The 19,237-nt window shown below is 63.4% G+C and carries 17 protein-coding genes; 9 read left to right on the top strand and 8 right to left on the bottom strand.

The genetic code is table 11. The features are described 5' to 3' along the window. The first annotated feature begins 55 nt into the window (after positions 1-55). Positions 56-853 (top strand): class II aldolase/adducin family protein, encoded by a 798-nt coding sequence (locus AC1DK4_RS20315; protein WP_441615669.1) that lies wholly within the window; start codon positions 56-58, stop codon positions 851-853. 69 nt (positions 854-922) lie between these two features. Here the strand turns inward: AC1DK4_RS20315 and AC1DK4_RS20310 are convergent, their stop codons facing one another. From AC1DK4_RS20310 to betC, 6 genes are read right to left on the bottom strand one after another with little or no spacing between them, the layout of a single operon-like run. After that, entirely contained in the window at positions 923-1,609 is a 687-nt protein-coding gene (locus tag AC1DK4_RS20310; RefSeq protein WP_441615668.1) for a GntR family transcriptional regulator, read from the bottom strand. A 31-nt stretch (positions 1,610-1,640) separates the two neighbouring features. Beyond that, positions 1,641-2,384, bottom strand: coding sequence for a hypothetical protein (locus tag AC1DK4_RS20305; protein WP_441615666.1), 744 nt, complete (start codon positions 2,382-2,384; stop codon positions 1,641-1,643). 4 nt (positions 2,385-2,388) lie between these two features. Beyond that, the gene (locus AC1DK4_RS20300) at positions 2,389-3,360 is read right to left on the bottom strand and encodes a Bug family tripartite tricarboxylate transporter substrate binding protein (protein WP_477131733.1); all 972 of its coding nucleotides are present in this window, start codon (positions 3,358-3,360) and stop codon (positions 2,389-2,391) included. A 38-nt stretch (positions 3,361-3,398) separates the two neighbouring features. Further along, the gene (gene mmsB, locus AC1DK4_RS20295; RefSeq protein WP_441615662.1) at positions 3,399-4,274 is read right to left on the bottom strand and encodes a 3-hydroxyisobutyrate dehydrogenase; all 876 of its coding nucleotides are present in this window, start codon (positions 4,272-4,274) and stop codon (positions 3,399-3,401) included. A 26-nt stretch (positions 4,275-4,300) separates the two neighbouring features. Then, positions 4,301-5,803 (bottom strand): aldehyde dehydrogenase family protein, encoded by a 1,503-nt coding sequence (locus AC1DK4_RS20290; protein WP_441615660.1) that lies wholly within the window; start codon positions 5,801-5,803, stop codon positions 4,301-4,303. Between the two features lie 10 nt (positions 5,804-5,813). After that, a complete protein-coding gene (gene betC / locus AC1DK4_RS20285; RefSeq protein WP_441615658.1) occupies positions 5,814-7,337 on the bottom strand; it encodes a choline-sulfatase in 1,524 nt (507 codons plus the stop codon). Between the two features lie 82 nt (positions 7,338-7,419). Here betC and AC1DK4_RS20280 point away from each other — a divergent pair, with 82 nt between their 5' ends. Both AC1DK4_RS20280 and AC1DK4_RS20275 read left to right on the top strand, forming a co-directional pair. Next, positions 7,420-8,643 (top strand): CaiB/BaiF CoA transferase family protein, encoded by a 1,224-nt coding sequence (locus tag AC1DK4_RS20280; RefSeq protein WP_441643406.1) that lies wholly within the window; start codon positions 7,420-7,422, stop codon positions 8,641-8,643. Beyond that, positions 8,640-9,371: an enoyl-CoA hydratase/isomerase family protein gene (locus AC1DK4_RS20275; RefSeq protein ID WP_441615655.1), complete on the top strand. Its 732-nt coding sequence runs from the start codon at positions 8,640-8,642 to the stop codon at positions 9,369-9,371. Before AC1DK4_RS20280 ends, AC1DK4_RS20275 begins: the two co-directional genes overlap by 4 nt. A gap of 91 nt (positions 9,372-9,462) precedes the next feature. Here AC1DK4_RS20275 and AC1DK4_RS20270 read toward each other — a convergent pair whose 3' ends face one another. After that, on the bottom strand, positions 9,463-10,377 hold the full coding sequence (locus AC1DK4_RS20270; RefSeq protein ID WP_441615653.1) for a LysR family transcriptional regulator: 915 nt from the start codon (positions 10,375-10,377) through the stop codon (positions 9,463-9,465). A gap of 154 nt (positions 10,378-10,531) precedes the next feature. Between AC1DK4_RS20270 and AC1DK4_RS20265 the strand changes: the two genes are divergently transcribed. The 3 genes from AC1DK4_RS20265 (at position 10,532) to AC1DK4_RS20255 (ending at position 13,525) form a co-directional block, all read left to right on the top strand. Beyond that, entirely contained in the window at positions 10,532-11,740 is a 1,209-nt protein-coding gene (locus AC1DK4_RS20265; protein WP_441615746.1) for a pyridoxal phosphate-dependent aminotransferase, read from the top strand. Between the two features lie 77 nt (positions 11,741-11,817). Continuing rightward, entirely contained in the window at positions 11,818-12,813 is a 996-nt protein-coding gene (locus AC1DK4_RS20260; RefSeq protein WP_441615651.1) for a Bug family tripartite tricarboxylate transporter substrate binding protein, read from the top strand. A 13-nt stretch (positions 12,814-12,826) separates the two neighbouring features. Next, positions 12,827-13,525: an RraA family protein gene (locus AC1DK4_RS20255; RefSeq protein ID WP_441615649.1), complete on the top strand. Its 699-nt coding sequence runs from the start codon at positions 12,827-12,829 to the stop codon at positions 13,523-13,525. 271 nt (positions 13,526-13,796) lie between these two features. Here AC1DK4_RS20255 and AC1DK4_RS20250 read toward each other — a convergent pair whose 3' ends face one another. Next, positions 13,797-14,114 carry an H-NS histone family protein gene (locus AC1DK4_RS20250; protein ID WP_441615647.1) on the bottom strand — a complete coding sequence of 106 codons (318 nt, stop codon included), beginning with the start codon at positions 14,112-14,114 and terminating at the stop codon, positions 13,797-13,799. 517 nt (positions 14,115-14,631) lie between these two features. On the opposite strand from AC1DK4_RS20250, the gene AC1DK4_RS20245 reads away from it, so the two are divergent. From AC1DK4_RS20245 to AC1DK4_RS20235, 3 genes are all read left to right on the top strand, one after another. Continuing rightward, the gene (locus AC1DK4_RS20245; RefSeq protein WP_441615645.1) at positions 14,632-15,123 is read left to right on the top strand and encodes a ProQ/FinO family protein; all 492 of its coding nucleotides are present in this window, start codon (positions 14,632-14,634) and stop codon (positions 15,121-15,123) included. Between the two features lie 1,619 nt (positions 15,124-16,742). Next, positions 16,743-17,849, top strand: coding sequence for a porin (locus tag AC1DK4_RS20240; RefSeq protein ID WP_441615643.1), 1,107 nt, complete (start codon positions 16,743-16,745; stop codon positions 17,847-17,849). A gap of 671 nt (positions 17,850-18,520) precedes the next feature. After that, the gene (locus AC1DK4_RS20235) at positions 18,521-19,201 is read left to right on the top strand and encodes a hypothetical protein (protein ID WP_441615744.1); all 681 of its coding nucleotides are present in this window, start codon (positions 18,521-18,523) and stop codon (positions 19,199-19,201) included. Positions 19,202-19,237 lie beyond the last annotated feature (36 nt).

The raw sequence follows: 19,237 nt of genomic DNA, 5'->3' as shown, positions 1-19,237 counted from the left end.
CGCAGACCACCAATAGCAACAGCAACAGCAACAGCAATAGCAAGGAGACAAAGACATGAGAAGCGATACCGAGCAGCTTTCTTCCCCGGCAATGCCCGACGGCATGGATCCGGCCGAGTGGCAGCTGCGCTGCGACCTCGCCGCGTGCTATCAGCTCACCGACCTGTACGGAATGTCTGACCTCGCGTCGACGCACATCTCGGTCATGCTGCCCGGGCCCGAACACCATTTCCTGGTCAACCCGCTGGGCACGCTGTTCGACGAGATGACGGCTTCGGCCCTGCTCAAGGTGGACCTGGCCGGCCGCGTCGTGAAGGGCGATCCGTCATTGCTCAATCCCGCCGGCTTCATCATCCACAGCGCCATTCACATGTCGCAGTCTGATCTGCAATGCGTCATGCACAGCCACACGCGCGCCAACAACGCTGTCGCGATGCAGGCCATGGGGCTGCGGCCGCTCAGCCAGAAGGCCTGCGTCATGCTGGACTTGCTCGGCTACCACGACTACGAGGGCGCAGCGCTGGATGAGGACGAACGGCAGCGGCTGGTGCGCGACCTCGGCCCGGAAGGTCGCGTTCTGATCCTGCGCAACCACGGTGCGCTCACGGTTGGCCGCAGTGTGGGAGAGGCGTTCTGCTGGATGCTGCGCCTGGAGACGGCATGCCAGTACCAGATCGATGGCCAGGCCGGTGGCGTGGCCCTTCACGAACTGTCCGAGGCCACCATCCGGCACACCCGCGCTCAGGGGCGCAAGATGCTCGGTCCCGGCGGCTTCCTGGAGGTTGGCAAGGTGGAATGGCCTGGCCTCTTGCGCAAGCTCGAACGGGAGCGAGGTACCTCGTACCGCACTTGAGAGCCGGCCTTGGCGGCCGCAGGCCGCGGCCTGGATCCTAAGGATCTACGGATCTAAGGATCTAAGGATCTAGAGGATAGAGAAACTGATCGACTTCGCAACCGCATCGCGGATGTGCTGGATGCGCTCCCGGTTTAGCTGCTCCGCCGCAGCGCCATCGCCGCGCCTGATGGCATCCAGCAGCTTCTCGTGTTCCTCGATCGCGGCTTCCATGCGGCCCGGCAGCACGGCGGTTCGATTGCCCATCAGGCGCAACTGATTCTCGATGGCGAGGACGTACTCAGCCAGCGTGTCGCTGCGGCAGCATTCGACGAGCACACGGCGAAACGCCAGCGCGTGGTCAAGATAGCCGGCGACATCTCCCTTCTTCGCGCAGGCAGTCAGTTGCTGGAGCGACTTCTTCAGCGTCTGCAGGTGCGCGGCATCCATATGCCGCGTCGCCAGACGTGCCACCAGACCCTCGAGCACCTCGCGGATGTCCAGCAACTCAAGCACATCTTCCGGAGTCAGCTGCCTCACCGTGACACCTACGAACGGCGTCCGGCTGACGAGTCGCTCGGTCTCCAGTTGGCGGATGGCCTCCCGGACGGGCGTGCGGCTCACTTCGAATTCCGCGGCAAGATCCTGCTCTGTCAGCTTTGCGCCTGGCCGCAGGTCTCCGCGCAGGATGCCGGAGCGAATCCGCTCGCAGACCTGCTCCACGGACAGCGGCTGGGGATCGCGTTTACGCAATGCGTTTGATTTTGGTTCACTCATGAGGACTTTATACAGGAGTCTGTGAGGTGCTTCAACGCAGAGCCAGGTACTCCGCAGCCATGGCCGGCATCTGCAATATGAGGAGGTGAAGGCCGTCCGGGCCGGCACGGCAGGCACCGCCGTGCTCACCCGCCGAGATGAACCGGCTCTCCCACTCCTGCAACCGGCTTTCCGGTGCGCTCAGCTCACCCGCAAGGACGAGCTGGAACTGCCCCGAGCCACGGGCGGCCGGGACGCTCACTTCCGAAAACGGCGGAAGCTGCAATGCATAGGCCTCGGGTTCGCTTCCATCGGCGCCAATCAGTTCGGCACGCAGCGGGGCCTTCAGTGCCCGGAGCTGCCCGATCGTTCGGGGTTCATGTACTGGCCCGTGCGCGTTCCGCTTCGGTCCGCGGCGCAGCTTGTCGCGCGCAAGCGGAAGAAAGTTCGCGCCGGTTTCGAACGCCGCGCGGATCGTGAAGTAACTCAGCCCCTGCGGCCCCGCCACCAAGGGCCCATACCCTGTGAATGCGCCGGCGTAGTGGACGGAGCCGGGCCCGACCGCACGAGACCCCAGGGATCCCGATCCTTGCTGGAAGACCTGGAATTGATTCTGTGTATGAAAGTGCGCAGGCAGCACCGAATGCGCAGGCTGCTCCACCAGGAATATGGTGGGAGACAGGCACGGGTCGGATCCGGCCTGCATCCACTCACTGCGATGGAAGCTGAAGCCGTTCTCCAAGACCCGGTGGTGCCGCGTGTCACGAGCGAGCGTGGCAGAGCCGATAGCAATCATTGCATCACTCCAGGCGGGCGCCGGACGCCTTGACGACGGCCGCCCACCGCCCCATCTCGCCATGCATGAAGGTCCTGAATTCCGCCGCGGTACTGCTGCGGGGGCGGCCACCCAGGGCGGCGATCCGCTGGGACAGTTCGGGAGACTGGACAATCCTGGCGAGTTCTGCGCTCACCTTGTCCACGACAGGTTTCGGGGTGCCCGCGGGCGCGAGCAGACCCACCCACGGGACCACGTCGAAGTCTTCCATGCCCATGCCGCTCTCGGCGACTGTCGGTACGGACGGCAGTGCGGTCAGGCGCTCCCGGGAACTCACCGCAATCGCACGCACCTTGCCATTGGCGAGGAAGGGCTGCGCGCCCGCAAAGGCATCGAAGGCAACCTGCACCTCACCCGCGGCAAGGTCGGTCAGCGACTTGGYAGAACCGGCATAGGGGACGTGCGTCATTTCCATGCCGGTTCGCCGCATGAGCTCCGACATCGCCAGATGGGACACCGAACCGTTACCTGGGGAGGAATAGTTGACCTTTCCCGCGTTCGCCTTCGCGTAGGCAACCAGCTCCTTCACAGAGTGGATGGGAAGCGCGCTATTGACCATCAGCAGGAGCGGCGCATCGTAGACCAGGCCGATCGGCTCGAAATCCCTGGCCGTGTCGTAACGCAGGTTCCGATACAGGAAAGGATTGCCAGCCAGAGCCGCCGAGGCCGACAGCGTCATCACGCTGCCGTCGGCGGGCATGCGCGCAACCGCCGCCAGCGCCAGGCTGCCGGACTGCCCCGGCATATTCTCCACGATCAGCAATCGCCCGATCGCCGGACCGAGGCGGTTGGCCAGGATCCGGGCGACCACGTCGACAGATTGGCCCGAGGGATAGCCCACAATCAATTTCCCCGTTTCCTTCTGCGCGAAGGCTGCGCCGCTGACGAACAGAACGGCAACGACAGCCAGCCGGACGATGCTTCGGACGATTGCCATGGTTGGTCTCCTTGCTTCTTGATTTGGCTACGGGCAGCTTACGCGCCGAGCATCTTGATGATGGAGGAAAAGTCGAGCCGGCCACGCCCGGCGGCACAGTGCATGGCGTAGACCGAGGCGGCCGCCGCACCCAGCAATGCCGGCGACTGGCTGGCAACCGCAGCCTGCTCCGCCAGCCGCAAGTCCTTCAACATCAGCTCGGAAGCGAAGCCGCCTTCGTAATCCCGGTTGGCCGGCGCGGATGGCACCAGGCCGGGCTCRGGCGCATAGCTCGTGAGCGCCCAGCACTGGCCCGAAGACGCCGAGGCAATTTCGTGGAACCTGCGTGGATCCAGCCCCAGTCGCTTGGCCAGATGCAGGGCCTCGGAGACGGCCACCATGGAAATGCCCGCCAGCATGTTGTTGCAGATCTTCGCCGCCTGGCCGGCGCCCGCCGCGCCTGCATGGAAAATGTTCTTGCCCATCGCGCGCAGCAGTCCGAGGGCACGCGCGAAGGCTGCTTCCGTGCCTCCGACCATGAACGTGAGTGTCCCCGCCGCCGCGCCGCCTACGCCGCCGGAAACGGGAGCGTCAAGCGTGACAAGCCCCTTCTTGCGCAGCGTTTCGTGGAAGACAGCGCAGGACGCGACATCGATCGTCGAGCAATCGATCACAAGCGCTTCAGGTGCGAGCGGCAGGGTGTCTGCCGTGAGCACATCCAGCACATGCCGGCCGCTGGGCAGCATGGTGATGACGACCTCCGCCCCGGATACCGTTTCCTCGACCGAAGCCCGCGGCCGGAGGCCCGCATGCAATGCGCGCTCCATCGAGCCCGCGTCGAGATCGAAACAGCGAACGTCATGCCCTGCCTCCTTCAGCCGGCACGCCATGGGAAATCCCATATTGCCCAATCCAATGAAACCGATCGCAGCCATTCTTGTCTCCTCGTACCGAGCGCAGCTCAGTTCATGTTGAAGATCACGGTCTTCTTGTGCGTGAAGTGGTCCAGCATTGCCTCCAGCGACGCCTCGCGGCCAAGGCCGGATTGCTTCACGCCCCCATAGGACAATCCCGGCTGGACCACGATGTTCTGGTTCACCTGCACGAAGCCTGCCTGCAGGCGCCGGGTGGCATCCAGCGCGGTCTTCAGGTTCTGCGTCCAGATGGTTGCAGCCAGTCCATAGTCGCTGTCGTTGGCTTGCGCCACGGCTTCTTCGTAACTTGAGAAGCGGATCACGCACGTCACGGGCCCGAAGATTTCCTCGCGTGCCAGCCGGGACGCGTTGCCCAAGCCGGTAAAGATGACCGGCCTGATGAACAGCCCCTGCCGAAGCGACTCGTCTGCAGGCAATTGGGAGCATTCGAGCGCGCGGGCACGAGGCTCGGCTCGACCGCTTTCGATGTAGCCGAGAACCTTGTCGAGCTGGGCGCGCGAGATAACGGTGCCGATGTCCGTCGCTTCATCCAGGGGATCGCCCATCTTCAGCGTGTCAACGCGCGCCTTGAGCATGGCGACGAACTCATCGTGCACCTTGTCCTGCACGAAGATTCGGCTGGCGGCCGTGCAGCTCTGTCCCTGGCGGGTGAAGCGCATGCCGCTCACCGCGCCGGCGACGGCCTTCGCGATGTCGGCGTCCTCCATCACGATCATGGGGCTCTTGCCGCCGAGCTCGAGCGTGACGGGGATGAGCTTCTCTCCAGCCGTGCGTGCCACGATTCGCCCCGTTTCGACGGAGCCGGTGAACGTCACCTTGCCGACCGCGGGGTGCGCGACCAGCGGTGCTCCGCATTCGGGCCCGAAGCCCGAGACGATGTTCAGCACCCCCGGGGGCAGCGCCTGGCTGAGGATCTGGCAGAGCCTCAAGACTGCCAGTGGCGCCTCTTCGGCCGATTTCACGACAACCGTGTTGCCGGCCACCAGCGCCGGGGCGATCTTCAGCGCCATCAGCATCATGGGGGCGTTCCAGGGAATGATGACGCCCACCACCCCAATCGGTTCGCGCTGCGTGACGGTCAGCATGTCCGGGCTGAACGGCACGCTTTCGCCCTTGAGTTCCGAGGCCAGGCCGCCATAGAACTGCAACGCGTCGGCAACGACAGACGCTTCGACCCGGCTCTCGGTGCGCAGTGCCTTGCCGGTCTCCAGAGCCACCAGCCGACCTAGTTCCTCCACGTGCTCTGCAATCAGGCGCGAGCAGTCGGCCAGCAGGGCGCCACGCTTGCGCGCCGGCATTGCAGCCCAGGCGGGCTGCGCCTGGGCCGCCGCATTCGCTGCTCGTTCGACGTCGCTTGCGTCGCTTTGCGCCGCGTATCCGATCTCGCGTCCGGTTGCAGGGTTGACTACCGGGAACGTATCTCCCGAACGGGCCCTCACCAGGTCCCCGCCGATCAGGTTGTAGCCGCTTATCGCGCGAGCCAGACGGTGCGGATCGATGTCCGCCGTGAGCTTGTTCTGAGTCATCATCGGCCTCCGTTCACTTAGCGGCGGACGCCACGGCCGGCCAGCGCTTTTTTACCTTGATCACGCGCGCGCTGCCCCGGCGCACAAAGCGGCGTGTGTCGTCCGTGCCCGCCTGGTAGTCCCAGGTAGGCTGAATGCCCTCGGGCAGCGAGTTGATAAACTTGCGGCGCGCCTGGCTGGCAAGCACCTGCTGCGTGATTGCGGCCGGATCCCACCGGGAGAGCACGCGTGCCTTCAACTCGGCAAGTACCTGCGGCTGTTCTTGCGCGATGTTCGCCAGCTCGTTCGGGTCGGCCTCCATGTCGAAAAGCAGGTCTGGATGGCCATGGGTGTACACATACTTGTATCGGCCACGCCGCAGCATGCAGCATGGACCAGTGACGCCCTCGGCGGTGTACTCGACGAACGCTTCCGCCTCGCCGTCGTCATCGCCTGTCGCGAGCAGCGGCACGAGGCTGCGACCATCAACCGGCTCGACCCAGGCCGGCGTTTGCCCATCCATCGCAAGATCCAGCAATGTGGGGAGCAGGTCCACGTGAGAAACCGGCTCCGCGATGCGCCGGGGTTCGCGCTTGCGCGGGTCATAGACGAGCAGCGGAACCTTGGCCGACCAGTCGAAGAACACGCGCTTGAACCACATGCCGCGTTCGCCCAGCATGTCACCGTGATCGGACGTGAACACGACGATGGTGTTGTCCTCGAAGCCCGCGCGCTTGAGCGTCTCCAGCAGGCGGCCCACTTTGTCGTCGACATAGCTCACCATCGCATAGTAGGCGTGGCGCGCACGCCGCACTTGCTCGTCGGTGGCCCCTTGCTTGTCCAGCCCGTGGGAATACTGCACCCACTGGCTGAGCTTGTCGCGCGCCTGCATCGGCATGTCGCCGACAACGGGCAGGTTGATCTCCTCCGGCGAGTAACGATCCAGGTATTCGGGAAGGATGTGATAAGGCGGATGGGGGTGCGTATAGGAAACGCACATGAAGAACGGTTGCTCGTCCTCCCTCGCGAGGTCGTACAGGCGCTGGATCGCCTTCGCCTCGACCTCCTCGTCGTAATCGAGTTGCAGGCTGCGGAAGCAAGAGCCGCTCTCGTCCACGGTGGTCAGGTTGTGTCCAGGTGAATAGAAGCTGAACTCGCCCTCCGCCCAGTCCGCTGCCCAGCCGAAGTCAGCCGGGTAGATATCGGTTGTAAGGCGCTCCTGGAAGCCGTGCTTCTGGTCAGGGCCCACGAAGTGCATCTTGCCGCCGAGGATGGTCTTGTAGCCCTGCTGCGCGAGGTAATAAGGCAGCGTGGGCGTGGCGGCCTGGAACTCGCACGCATTGTCGAACGCGCCGATGCGCGTGGCGAACTGGCCTGCAAGCAGCGAGAACCTGGCAGGCGCGCACAAGGGGAAGTTGCAGTAGGCGTTGTCAAAGACTGCGGACCGTTCGGCGAGCGCCTGGAGGTGAGGCGCCTTCACGGCGGTGTTGCCATGGAAGGGTAAAACCGGCGCCGAGAGTTGGTCGGCCATGACGAAAAGAATGTTGGGCTTGCGCATGATTCTCCTTTATTGCACAACGGTTGCATTTCCGTTGTATGCAATATAGAGTGGGACATGCGATCTTACAAGTGGAGAAAGCATGACCGACCCAACTTCCTTGCCGCTTTCGGGGATTCGCGTCCTGGATCTCACCAGGGCGCTTGCCGGCCCCTTCTGCACGATGGTCCTGGGCGACCTGGGCGCCGACGTGATCAAGGTCGAGCCCGCGGGCGGCGACATGATCCGCCATTGGGGGCCTTTCGACCGCGGCACCAGCGCTTACTACCTGAGCGGCAACCGCAACAAGCGCGGGATCGCCATCAACTTCCGCGATCCCCGCGCGCTTGACCTGCTGCGCGATCTCGCCGGCCAGTACGACGTGATCGTGGAGAACTTTCGTGCCGGCGCCATGGAATCCATGGGTCTTGGGTACGAAGCGCTTGCCGAAGCGAACCCACGGCTCATCTATGCGAGCGTCACCGGCTTCGGCCGGTCGGGGCCGGCGAGTCAACGTCCAGGGTTCGACCAGATTGCGCAGGGGTACTCGGGACTCATGAGCGTGACGGGCATGCCGGAATCGGGACCGGTCAGGGTGGGTGTGGCGATCGGTGACCAGACTGCCGGGATGTGGTGTGTCATCGGCATCCTTGCTGCCGTAGCACAGCGCCATGCGACAGGGCGAGGCCGCCGGGTGGAGACATCACTGCTGGCAGGACTCGTCGGGCTCATGAGCGTCCAGGCCCAGCGTTACCTGAGTCTGGGGGAGATTCCCGGTCTCGCCGGCAATACGCACCCTGTGATTGCGCCGTACGGCGTGTTCCAGACCGCGGATGGGCCATTGAACATCGCACCGGCGACAGCCGAGATGTGGCGGCGCCTGTGCGAGGTGCTTGAACTCCGAGAGCTCATCGATGATCCGCGCTACGCGACGAATGCAGCGCGGATCGAGCGGCGCGCCGAGCTCAAGGAGATCATCGAGGCCAGGTTGAAGGCGCACAGCCGCAAGGAGTGGACGGAACGACTGCTGGCGGCCGATATTCCGGCTGGGCCGATCTACAACGTTGCGGATGTCTTCGCTGACGAACAGGTCATTCACTCGCGGCTGGTGGAGCAAGTCCAGCATGCGGAGCTGGGTTCTATCCGCCAAGTCGGCAGCCCGATCGCCTTCGACGGCCGCCATGGGGAATCCATTCGGCGCGCGCCGCCCTTGCTCGGCGAGCACACGTTCGATGTCCTTCGGGAGCATGGATTCATCACGCCTGACCTGGAAGCACTGGCGCGCGAAGGCATCATCCTGCAACACGGCCACGACCCCAAGCCATGACATCCGCAAAGCCTACCCTTGAAATCGCCGGCGCGACGGCGACGATCACACTCCGACGCCCTGCCGAGCACAACCGGCTTGACCCAGACGATATCGGGATCCTGCTGCGGTTCGTGGAACAAGTGAGGTGCGACCCGGCCTTGCGGCTGCTCGTGCTGACGGGCGAAGGCGAGAAAACCTTCTGCTCGGGCTATACGCTGAGCCAGATCGGCACGCGCCTGGACCGGTCGCTCGAAGACATGATCGACGCCCTGGAAAACCTCGAGCTCCCGACGTTATGCGCGATGAACGGCAGCGCCTACGGTGGCGGCACGGACCTCGCCTTGGCTTGCGATTTCCGTGTCGGCGTTCACGGTTGCAAGCTGTTCATGCCCGCCGCGAAGTTTGGACTGCACTACTACCCAGGGGGTCTGCGGCGCTTCGTTTCGCGCCTGGGCTCTCCCGCAGCCAAGAAAATCTTCCTGACTTCCATGACGCTCGAAAGCGAGGAATTGCTCCGGATCGGCTTTCTCACCGACCTTGTGCGCCGCGAGGACCTCCCCGACGTCATCGACACGTATGCAGGGAACATCGGGGATTGCGACCGGGACGCCGTTCGCTCCATGAAGCGGCACATCGATGCGATTGCCGGCGGTGAATGGAACGAGAGCATCGGCAGATCGGCCTACGAAGCCTCCCTGCGCGCCGAGGAAACTGTGCGACGCCTTGCCGAGCTCGCGGCCAGGTAGGCCTCCAGCCCTGTCCGTTCCGCAGTCTTGGCCCTGGCAACGAACGTCCCAGGCCGTTTAGCGCCGTCCCTCGACAGCCAGGTGTGCCCGCTCAACGGCTGGACAGGTCGTATGGACCGCGAACGAAGCTGCATACGCGTGCGGAGGTCTGCGCAATGAAATCCAGAGCCCTGGAAAAGCTGGCTTGGCGATAGACGGCCGAATACACGAGCGCAGGCGGCATTGGATCGGTACGGACAATACGCAGCAGGCCGGCTTCGATGTCCGGCGCGAAGTAATCGACGGCCAGCTGACTGATGCCGAGCCCTTCGATGGCAAGCTCGCGCAGCACCGTCAGGCTATTTGTCGAGAACACCTTCTTGAAGCGGAAACCGTGCTCATGGAGCCACGCGCCGTAGAAAGCATTCTTGGCTGACCCCGCCGACTGCTCCAGCACAGGGTAGTCGGAAAATTCCGCGGGTTTCAGGGGGCGGTCGGGCAAGTCCAGCTTCGGGCTGGCCATCCACAAATCCTCCACCCGGCCCACCTCGACGCACTTGTAGGCGTCGCCCCAGAAGGTCCCGGGCAGGATGGCCAGATCGATCGTATTGGCCTCCAGCGCACCAAACAGGTTCATGCCCGCATCGACGACCAGCTCGACGTGCAATGCCGGATGCTGAGCCTTGAGTTCGCGCAGCAGCTTTGTCAGCCATGTCAGCGCCACGAGTTCGGTGACCCCGATGCGAAAGGTACCCTTGATATCGTCGTCCAGACCGATCTCGCTGGCAATTCGCCCTTTGAGGTGCATGGCCTCCTCCGCGAGCGGGAGCAGCCGTGTACCGGATTGCGTTGGGACCAGCCCCTTGGGCATGCGATGCACCAGCTGAACGCCTAGTGCCTGCTCGAGTTCGATTACCCGCTTCGAGACCGCGGACTGCGTCGTATTGAGTTTTGCCGCCGCCGAGGTGAACGATTCATGCGAGACGCTGAAATAGAAGGCTTCAAGCTGCTTTAAAGTCACATTCACATTGATCTACCCCGCTCCATCTGCTTTCCGCTCGCACCACGAAGCAGCACTATACGAAAAAATGGAATGGCTGGGGTGGCCGATTACTCGTTTGTGGCGTGCCGGACAAGGCTGGATACTTCTTTCAAGCCCAATCACCCCTAGCCGGACATCCATGCTGACACTCTCCGATCGCCTCAACCGCATCAAACCATCTCCGAGCTCGATGGCGGGCCAACGGGTCAGGGAACTCCGGTCTGCCGGCCGCGATGTCATCGGCCTGACGGCCGGCGAGCCAGACTTCGCCACGCCGGCTCATATCCGCGAGGCGGCATGGCAAGCCATGAACACCGGCAAGACGGGATATACCGATGTCGGCGGCACGGTGCCATTGCGCGAGGCCGTGGCACGCAAGTTCGCGCGCGAAAACAATCTGCACTACCAGCAGAATGAAATCATCGTCAGCACCGGCGCCAAGCAGGTGATCTTCAACGCCATCCTTTGCACGATCCAGCGCGGCGATGAGGTCATCGTGCCCGCGCCGTACTGGGTGTCGTACCCGGACATCACGATGTTTGCCGGTGGCACGCCCGTGTACGCGGCCTGCGAGCCGGAGCACGATTTCAAGCTGATGCCTGAAGAACTTGAGCGCGCCATCACACCGCGTACGCGCTGGCTTATCCTGAATTCGCCGAACAATCCTAGCGGCGCCGCCTATACCCGCGACGAACTGGTCGCGCTGGCAGAGGTGCTCGAGCGCCACCCCCATGTCTGGATCATGACCGACGACATCTACGAGCACCTGATGTACAACGGCACCGGATTCGTATCCATGGCGCAGGCGGCGCCGCAGCTCGCCGACCGGACGCTGACCATCAACGGCGTATCCAAGGCCTATGCCATGACAGGATGGCGCATCGGATACGCAGGCGGGCCGGCCGCGCTGATCAAGGCCATGGTCAAGCTGCAATCGCAGAGTACTTCCGGCGCCAACGCCATTGCGCAGGCCGCGGCTCTCGCGGCACTCGACGGCCCGCAAGACTTCATCGCTGCGAACCGCGAGGTTTATCGGCAGCGTCGGGATTTCCTGGTCGATGCCCTCGACAAGATCGACGGCATCGAATGCAAAGCGCCCGCCGGGGCCTTCTACCTCTTTGCATCGTGCCACCAGCTCTTTGGCTCCCGCACACCCGATGGCCGCGAGATTCGCACCAGCGATGACTGGACCGCATGGGCGCTGGAGTCGGCCAACATCGCCATGCTGCAGGGCTCCGCATACGGCGTCGACACCCATTTCAGGCTCTCCTTCGCAACAAGCATGGACGTGCTTGCCGAAGGAGCGCGACGTATCGCGGCCGCGGCCCAGGCGTTGATCCGGCCATAGCCCGACACCGTATTCCCAGAGATCCGATACGGATCCACATTGTCCTTGCCTACCACTACCACACGCCCTCATCCATCATGCGTAGCCTGCCAAAGCGTTCGCTCCCTTCGCGCTTCCTTCAAGTTCTTGCTGCCGGCCTGACGCTGGCGGCTTGTCTGCCCGCACACGCCGAGGAGGCCTATCCGTCCCGGCCGGTCCGGATTCTCGTCGGTTTCTCGCCGGGCGGCTCCAACGACATCGTGGCCCGCATCATCGCCCCGAAACTGGCCGACGCGCTGGGCAAGCAGGTCCTGATCGACAACCGGCCCGGCGCCGGCGGGAACATCGCCGCGGACGTCATGCTCAAGGCACCCGCCGATGGCCATACGCTCATGATCTGCACCACGGGCATGCTGTCGATCCAGCCGTTGCTCCAGAAGATGACGTACGACTCCCAGACCGACATCGTGCCGGTCTCGCTGATCGCCAATACGCCTTACGTCGCGCTGGTCAACGCGTCGCTGCCGATCCATAACGTCAAGGAACTGATTGCCTACGCCAAGGCCAATCCCGGCAAGCTCAACTACGCATCGTCCGGCAACGGCACTGCCGGGCACCTTGCCGGCGAGATGCTCAAGCTGCGGACCGGCATCGACATCGTGCACGTACCGTACAAAGGCACCGGCCAGGCCATGGCCGACCTGCTGGGCGGCCAGGTGTCGCTGATCTTCGACCAGCCGATCAGCTCGCTGCAATACGCGAAGTCCGGCAAGCTGCGCGTGCTCGGCGTTGCCGCCCTGCGCCGCCTCGACGGACTGCCCGACGTCCCGACCTTCGCAGAATCCGGTGTCAACGGCTTCGATCCCGTCGCATGGACCGGCCTATGCGCCGCCAAGGGTACGCCGGCGGCAATCGTTGCCCGTCTTCAGAAGGAGGTCCAGCAAGTGCTGCGCCAGCCCGACATCGCGCAGCGGCTGAAACAGGACGGCATGGAAGTCGTAGGCAGCTCTCCCGAGAAGTTCCGCGAATTCCTCGTGACGGACAAGCGCAAGTGGTCGGATGTCATCAAGGCAGCCAACGTGACAATGAACTGAAGGGAAGAAGATCATGGCAAACGAACATGCACAACGCGCTATCGAACAGGATTTCAAGCGCGTATCACCTGAGCTGATTGCACGCGCATCGCAATTTCCATCGTCGATCCTGGCCGACGTCGCCGGCCGCCGCGGCGGCATGCACGGACGGATAACCGCAATGGATCACCGCAGCCGCTTCTGTGGGCCGGCGCTCACCGTCGAAGTCCGGCCCGGTGACAATCTGATGATCCATGCCGCAATGGCGATCGCGCAGCCCGGTGATGTCATCGTCGTGGACGGCAAGGCAGACCAGTCCTGTGCACTGATGGGCGCAATCATGGCCAATCAGTGCAAGGCCATCGGCGTCGCGGCGGCCGTGCTGGACGCCGCAGCCCGTGATCGTGATGAAATCTGCGAACTGGGCTTTCCGATGTATTCGGTCGGCACCAATCCGAACGGCCCGACCAAGCTGGTGCCCGGCCGCGTCAATCGCCCGATCCAGTGCGGCGGCGTGGCCGTCCAGCCAGGCGATCTCGTCGTCGGAGATGCCGACGGCATTGTCGTGATCGAGCGCGACATGGTCGCCACGGTGCTGGACAAGGCCGCCGAGAAGGTGGCTGCGGAACGCGCCCGCATCGACAACATCCGCTCGGGAAAATCGATCCGACCGTCCTGGCTGGAAGCCGCACTCATCGCCGCAGGTATCCTGAAACAGGGAGAGGCGCTTTAATCGCTGCCGGCGCGAACGAGCAGATGAAATCCAGCAAAGGGGCCAACGCCGTCGTTGTGTTGGCCCTCGAAAACATTCGATACCCGACCCGCGAGCAAATCGGTCATCGCCTGGCCGGCATGATTTCTGTTCCAAGCAGTAGAACAGAACGGCACGTCGCCAGCGCCGCCCGTCACCCCGATTTAAGGCGATAGCCAGACGATGGCGTGCAAACCTGGATTGCGGAAGTTGCCACGCGAGTTAGCGTGGCCTCGCCTGGCGGCGTCCTTGACTACGCCTCCGGAATCAGGAACTTGTCACGGTTCTTGCCTAGCCAGGCTGGTGCACGACCGCGACCCGTCCAGGTAGCGCCGGTCTTCGGGTCCTGGTATTTAGGCGGCAGCGAAACCTTGATCTTTTCTGCAGGCGCCACGCTCGAGGCAGGACGGCCGCGACGTCGTTTTGGCGCGAGGTCTTCGGCGGTCAATTCGTACTGGGCCATCAAGGTCTGAATCTGCTCGATAACATCGGCAACTTCAGTGGCACGCACTTCCACAAGTTGTGCTTCGAGCTTTTCCTTCTCTGCCAGCAACTGCTTGTATGTGGCCATCGCCTTTCTCCAATTGGTTCCAATTCTCGGAATCGTACATTAATTATCACGATGGAGCATGTCTAGATCGTACTTTTTCCCGCACCATTGAATAATGGAAATGGATTTCTTCCTTCAGCTTGCTAGTCAGCATGTCGATCCACCTGGTGCAATCGCCCGGTCGGATATGGCCGCGGCACAAGGTGCAATTTGCATGCGTGGCTGAATTGCCAATTTGAATTGAGCACGTTGTCAGCCGCCGAGTTGGTGCGCCTTGAGGCGAAGGCAACATCACCGGGCGACGACATTCTCGCGGCGAGGCTGAATGCCGCGGTGATCGGCTTGGGATCTGGTTGGGATCGGCCAGACCCGACCGCTGCGAGAAACCCGCAGTACGCGAGTTCTGGCCGATGCGTGCCTCCCAGATATTCTCAAGGCAACCCAGTCCGAACCGTTGGACCTCGGCGGCAGAGAGGGGCGGCATCACCAAACGCGTGGGCCTGCTACAATCGGCACACTTTTTTTATGGCTGGGCACGATGGGTTTCGAACAACTGGCGGCACTGAAAGAACAACTGGCGAAGCAGGCGAAGTCCGCGCCGCAGGCCAAGGCACCACGCGTACGCCCCGCCGTGCCGGTCAAGCGATCCAAAGCTGTGGTTCCCGCGGATCGATCCAAACCCGTGGATCCGGTATTGCAGGCCATCGCGAAGCTGCAAAAGCGCTTCCCGGCAGCGTTTCCGAAGAACCCCGCGCCCAAGGTGCCGTTGAAAGTTGGCCTCTTCGAGGACCTGACCAAGCACGCTGAGGAGCTCGCCCTGGCAGAGCCCGCATTGCTCGACGCGCTCCGGACCTGGTGCCGCGGCACCCGATACTGGACCTGCCTGGCGGAAGGAGCGCCGCGCGTGGATCTGTCGGGCCAGGAGGCGGGACAGGTATCGCAGGCCGATGCGAAATGGGCGCAGCAGCTGCAAGCCCGTCGCGCAATGCGACCGGCGCAACACCCAGCGAAAGCCGCCAAGGCCAACTGAACGGCCAGCAAACAACCGCCGCGGGCGTGCCGGGTTCGCGCATGACCGCAAAAGAGCACCGGGAGTCGCCCGCATCCATGTGGGCGTCAGCCTCCCACGCTGCGTGCCGGGAGGCTTTGCCCGCATGGGTGGCATGCCTGCTCGAGCGTGGGGAAACTGCGCCTTCGGGACGACGAGCTTCGTCAAACTCGTACCGTCCGGCGCACCCAAAGCCACGCGCTCCAGATTCGCCCCCTCTACCGTTCTCCGCCTGGACAGGTTCTCCGCCTGGACAGCACGCCGACGGATGCACGCAATGCCTGGTGGCTTGGCCAATTGGCAACCTCGGCAACCCTCGGTAGCCCTCGGTCCTCCTGGCAGGCCACGACATCGTCACAGATGGACGAGAACAGGCGATTAATTGCGTTTTACTCCGCCCACCGACGTCTGGGCACTGAACTCACTCGCTGCCAGCGGCAGTACGGTTTCGCAGTCCGACTCCCTCCGAGAAGAGTGCGGCAAAAATGTGGCGCTTACGATAATCAGAAAAATGCGGAATTTTTAAACGTCCGCGAGCCGGATTAAACGAGCGGTGCGTGCCTTGACGACAGAATGAATGGGATAGTGGCTCACAGAGCACTACAACATCACTCCCGTACAAGACTTCCAGATCACTAGCGAGATCGGCCCCGTTCATCGCTCCGTCGGCAACGACAAAGGCCGCAAGAGATCTACCCGGCCGCCATACCGCGGTTTCGGCCTGGGGCAGACATATTGGGGATTAATTGCATTTCTCTTGCCGCAAGGATTCTGTCGCAGTCAGGACGCAGGTAAAGATGGACGCCGCAGAAACAGTTGACCCGGTATCCGGCGGGCGATTTCTGCAAACGGACTAGTTGCCCGAGGTAGGTCAGAAGCCGAAGCGCAACTATGCTCTCATAGCATGGCGGCCAAAGCCGCCGGGTCTGGGAGGAAGATATGCGCTTCGCGGCATTCCATGCATCGTACTTGTCGATGCTTCTGCTAGCTGGCTGCGGTGCCCGCGAGCAGTCGGCCGCCCCCGGGGGCGGCAAAGTTGCGGCATCGGGAAGCAGCGAAGCGGCCGTAACCACCGGACCGCAAGAAGCCCTCGAGAGGCCTGCGCCCGCAGGGCCTGGGCGATACGAGATCGCCATTAGTCCCCAGGGCCATGCGAGCCCCCTTCTCCTCGACACGCAAACGGGTCGGATCTGGCAATTGAGGGAGTTCTCAGGCCTGGAAGGCAAGCCAACGGCATGGCAGGAGATGACGATCATCGATGACAAGGCCGGGATGGGAATCACGACTGCCCAATTCCAGAAACTCTATCCCCCTCGCAATACCGCGCCGCCAAGAGAGATTGGCAGACACAAGAGATAAATATCGGCGCAGGCAACGGAACTGGCCACGCGAAACGCAATCACCAGTGACCGGCTATCCCGCCGGATTGCCTGGGGAAGAGCGCCGCGGGTGCATCGGTTGTCGGGCTGGTTTTTTTATAGCACCGGTCTCGCATTCCCTATCGCGTTTGTGCGCCGGGGGACGGTTGCGCCTATATTGGGAACATCCGCGTACGCGGTCGGGCGACGATTTTCCAGTCATTTCGCAATGGGGGTGTCGAGATGAAGATGAAACTGCTGGCCGCCGTCGGCGCTGCCATGGCAGCTACCGGTGCATACGCGCAGTCGACCGTAACGCTGTACGGCATCGTTGACGCGGGGATCGAGTACCAGAACAACCAGCCTGGGGGCAGCCACAGCGTCACCCGAATTACCTCCGGGAATATGTCCGGCAGCCGCTGGGGCTTGCGTGGCGTGGAGGACCTGGGTGGCGGACTGAAAGGGGTCTTCGTGCTGGAAAGCGGCTTCACGGTGGATGACGGCAAGTCGGCCCAGGGCGGGCGCTTGTTCGGCCGCCAGGCCTACGTCGGTGTGCAAAGCCCCTATGGCGGCGTGACCCTGGGCCGCCAACAGACGCCACTCTATGAATTCGGCCTGAAATATGACCCGATGGGCATCTCGACGAACTATTCGATCATTGCGCAGGATGCCAGCCTTACCAGTCGCGCCGACAACTCGATCAAGTACGCCGGCACCTTCAACGGCGTGACCGCCATCGCCATGTACAGCTTCGGCTCGAACACTGGCGGCGGCGCCGCTGGCGAGGTCCCTGGCAGCTTCAAGGTCGGTCAGGAGTACAGCGCAAGCGTTGGTTACACTGCGGGCCCCCTCTCGGTCGGTGCTGCGTACGATGAAATCAACCCCGGCCTGGCGGCCTCCGGCGCCCTCAAGGATGCCAAGATCCGGCGCGCCACCGTGGCAAGCACCTACTCGTTCGGACCGGCCAAGATGTACGCAGGCTATCGCTGGGCCAAGGCGCTCGATGGCGCCACGCTGCCGGGCAACCTGGGAGCCAACAACCTTTCCAACCTGTACTGGCTGGGCCTGGGTTACAACCTGACGCCGGCATTCTCGCTGACCGGCGCAGCCTACTACCAGGACTTCAAGGGTACCGGTGCCGATCCGTGGCTGTTCGTCGCATCGGCTGACTACACCCTGTCGAAACGCACCGACGCTTATCTGAACCTGGCCTATGCGAAGAACAAGGACGGCTCCAATCTAGGCGTGACCTCGGGCGGTGCCGGTGCGATCGGGGGCACCGGCTTCGGTACGGTCAATGGCAGCGAGAACCAGTTCGGCGCGGTCCTCGGTATCCGGCACAGGTTCTGACTCGACGCGGTTGCAGACGAGCACGGGCGGCCGCGCGCCGCCCGGCCGCCCGGCCGCCCGGCGCCTGCCCTTCTTCCCCTTCCCGTGCCGGGCTGCCTGCCTGGGTGAGGCGTGAAGCGGATTCGGACAAAGGCAAAAGAAAAGGCGCCTCAAACTTCGAAGCGCCTGCGGGAGCCCGCCATCTTGCTGCATCGGACATCGACTGCCCAGGATCGCAATCGGACCCTGACAGGTTCAGCGAGCAGCGGGTACCGTCCGCGATACCCCGTTCAAGCCTGGCGACTCATCGCCAGATCGCGCGCACGACAGGGCGTGGCCATGAACCGGACGAATTCACTATGTCCCCTGCTGCTGGCGCGGCCAACCTCGCACCTTCCTGCGTCACGGTGACGCTGGCCGGCCGCTTCGGCGGCTCAGTGCGTTTCCTAAGTATAGGAGACAGCCTTCTCGCGATAAGCCTCGGGCCGGATGAATCCGTGCCGGATTCATCACGCGCAGCGGCACGCAAGAGCCCGCAATCTGCCAAGGTATGGAAGCCTCTGCGCTACCCGCTGAAAGCGATACCGAGATACCGGCACTGCGCGGTTTCCGTCACCTCCCTGCCGATCTATGCTTGTTTTAGAACATCAATGCGCACCCTGATGAATTGCGCAATCTACAGGCGGGAATCCATGAACGACGACCAGTCCTTATCGCGGCAGCAGGCCGAGACGCGCGAACCCGTCCTGGACGTTGTCGACCGCGTCTCGGAAATGTGCTTCGGCCTGTTCATGGCGCTGACCTTCGTCGGCGCGGTATCGACAACCACCGCGGGGCAGGACGCGGGCCAGACCATGCTGCGCACAGCCCTGGGCTGCAACCTGGCGTGGGGACTGGTCGACGCCGTCATGTTCCTGGTGCGCACGCTCGTCAACCGCGGCAGGCGCCTCGGACTCGTGCTGGCAGTGAGGCACGCACCGGATCCCGTACAGGGGGTGCAGGTCATCCGCAACACGTTGCCGAAGTTGATGAAGACGCTGGTTGCCGACGCGGAACTGGAGGCCATCCGGTCCCGCCTTGTCGCATCCGCAACGGTGCCCAACCGCCCCGCCCTTGATGCGCAAGACCTGCTCGGCGCGGTGCGCATCTTCTGCATCGTCGTGCTTTCCACGTTTCCGGTTGCCCTGCCGTTCGTGCTGCTGGACGACGTCGCGCAGGCCTTGATCCTCTCGCGCTTGCTGACGCTGGTCATGCTCTTCGGCGGCGGCGCGGCCCTCGGGCATTACGCGCGATTCGGCGCCCTGCGCACCGGCCTCGGCATGATGGCGCTCGGCGTGGCGCTGACCATGGCCATCATCGCGCTGGGTGGATGAGATGCGCGCACTGGCGATTGCCCTGGGCTTCGCCGC

The sequence above is a fragment of the Cupriavidus sp. 05N38 genome, assembly GCF_056397345.1.
The sequence above is the reverse complement of the archived record's forward strand: the minus strand, read 5'-3'. Positions and strand labels throughout refer to the sequence as shown.

Bases quoted from the DNA above. Each gene is read 5' to 3' on its own strand.
- AC1DK4_RS20315 (WP_441615669.1), top strand. From the start codon at position 56: ATGAGAAGCGATACCGAGCAGCTTTCTTCCCCGGCAATGCCCGACGGC.
- AC1DK4_RS20310 (WP_441615668.1), bottom strand. From the start codon at position 1,609: ATGAGTGAACCAAAATCAAACGCATTGCGTAAACGCGATCCCCAGCCG.
- AC1DK4_RS20305 (WP_441615666.1), bottom strand. From the start codon at position 2,384: ATGATTGCTATCGGCTCTGCCACGCTCGCTCGTGACACGCGGCACCAC.
- AC1DK4_RS20290 (WP_441615660.1), bottom strand. From the start codon at position 5,803: ATGATGACTCAGAACAAGCTCACGGCGGACATCGATCCGCACCGTCTG.
- betC (WP_441615658.1), bottom strand. From the start codon at position 7,337: ATGCGCAAGCCCAACATTCTTTTCGTCATGGCCGACCAACTCTCGGCG.
- AC1DK4_RS20280 (WP_441643406.1), top strand. From the start codon at position 7,420: ATGACCGACCCAACTTCCTTGCCGCTTTCGGGGATTCGCGTCCTGGAT.
- AC1DK4_RS20275 (WP_441615655.1), top strand. From the start codon at position 8,640: ATGACATCCGCAAAGCCTACCCTTGAAATCGCCGGCGCGACGGCGACG.
- AC1DK4_RS20265 (WP_441615746.1), top strand. From the start codon at position 10,532: ATGCTGACACTCTCCGATCGCCTCAACCGCATCAAACCATCTCCGAGC.
- AC1DK4_RS20260 (WP_441615651.1), top strand. From the start codon at position 11,818: ATGCGTAGCCTGCCAAAGCGTTCGCTCCCTTCGCGCTTCCTTCAAGTT.
- AC1DK4_RS20255 (WP_441615649.1), top strand. From the start codon at position 12,827: ATGGCAAACGAACATGCACAACGCGCTATCGAACAGGATTTCAAGCGC.
- AC1DK4_RS20250 (WP_441615647.1), bottom strand. From the start codon at position 14,114: ATGGCCACATACAAGCAGTTGCTGGCAGAGAAGGAAAAGCTCGAAGCA.
- AC1DK4_RS20245 (WP_441615645.1), top strand. From the start codon at position 14,632: ATGGGTTTCGAACAACTGGCGGCACTGAAAGAACAACTGGCGAAGCAG.
- AC1DK4_RS20240 (WP_441615643.1), top strand. From the start codon at position 16,743: ATGAAGATGAAACTGCTGGCCGCCGTCGGCGCTGCCATGGCAGCTACC.
- AC1DK4_RS20235 (WP_441615744.1), top strand. From the start codon at position 18,521: ATGAACGACGACCAGTCCTTATCGCGGCAGCAGGCCGAGACGCGCGAA.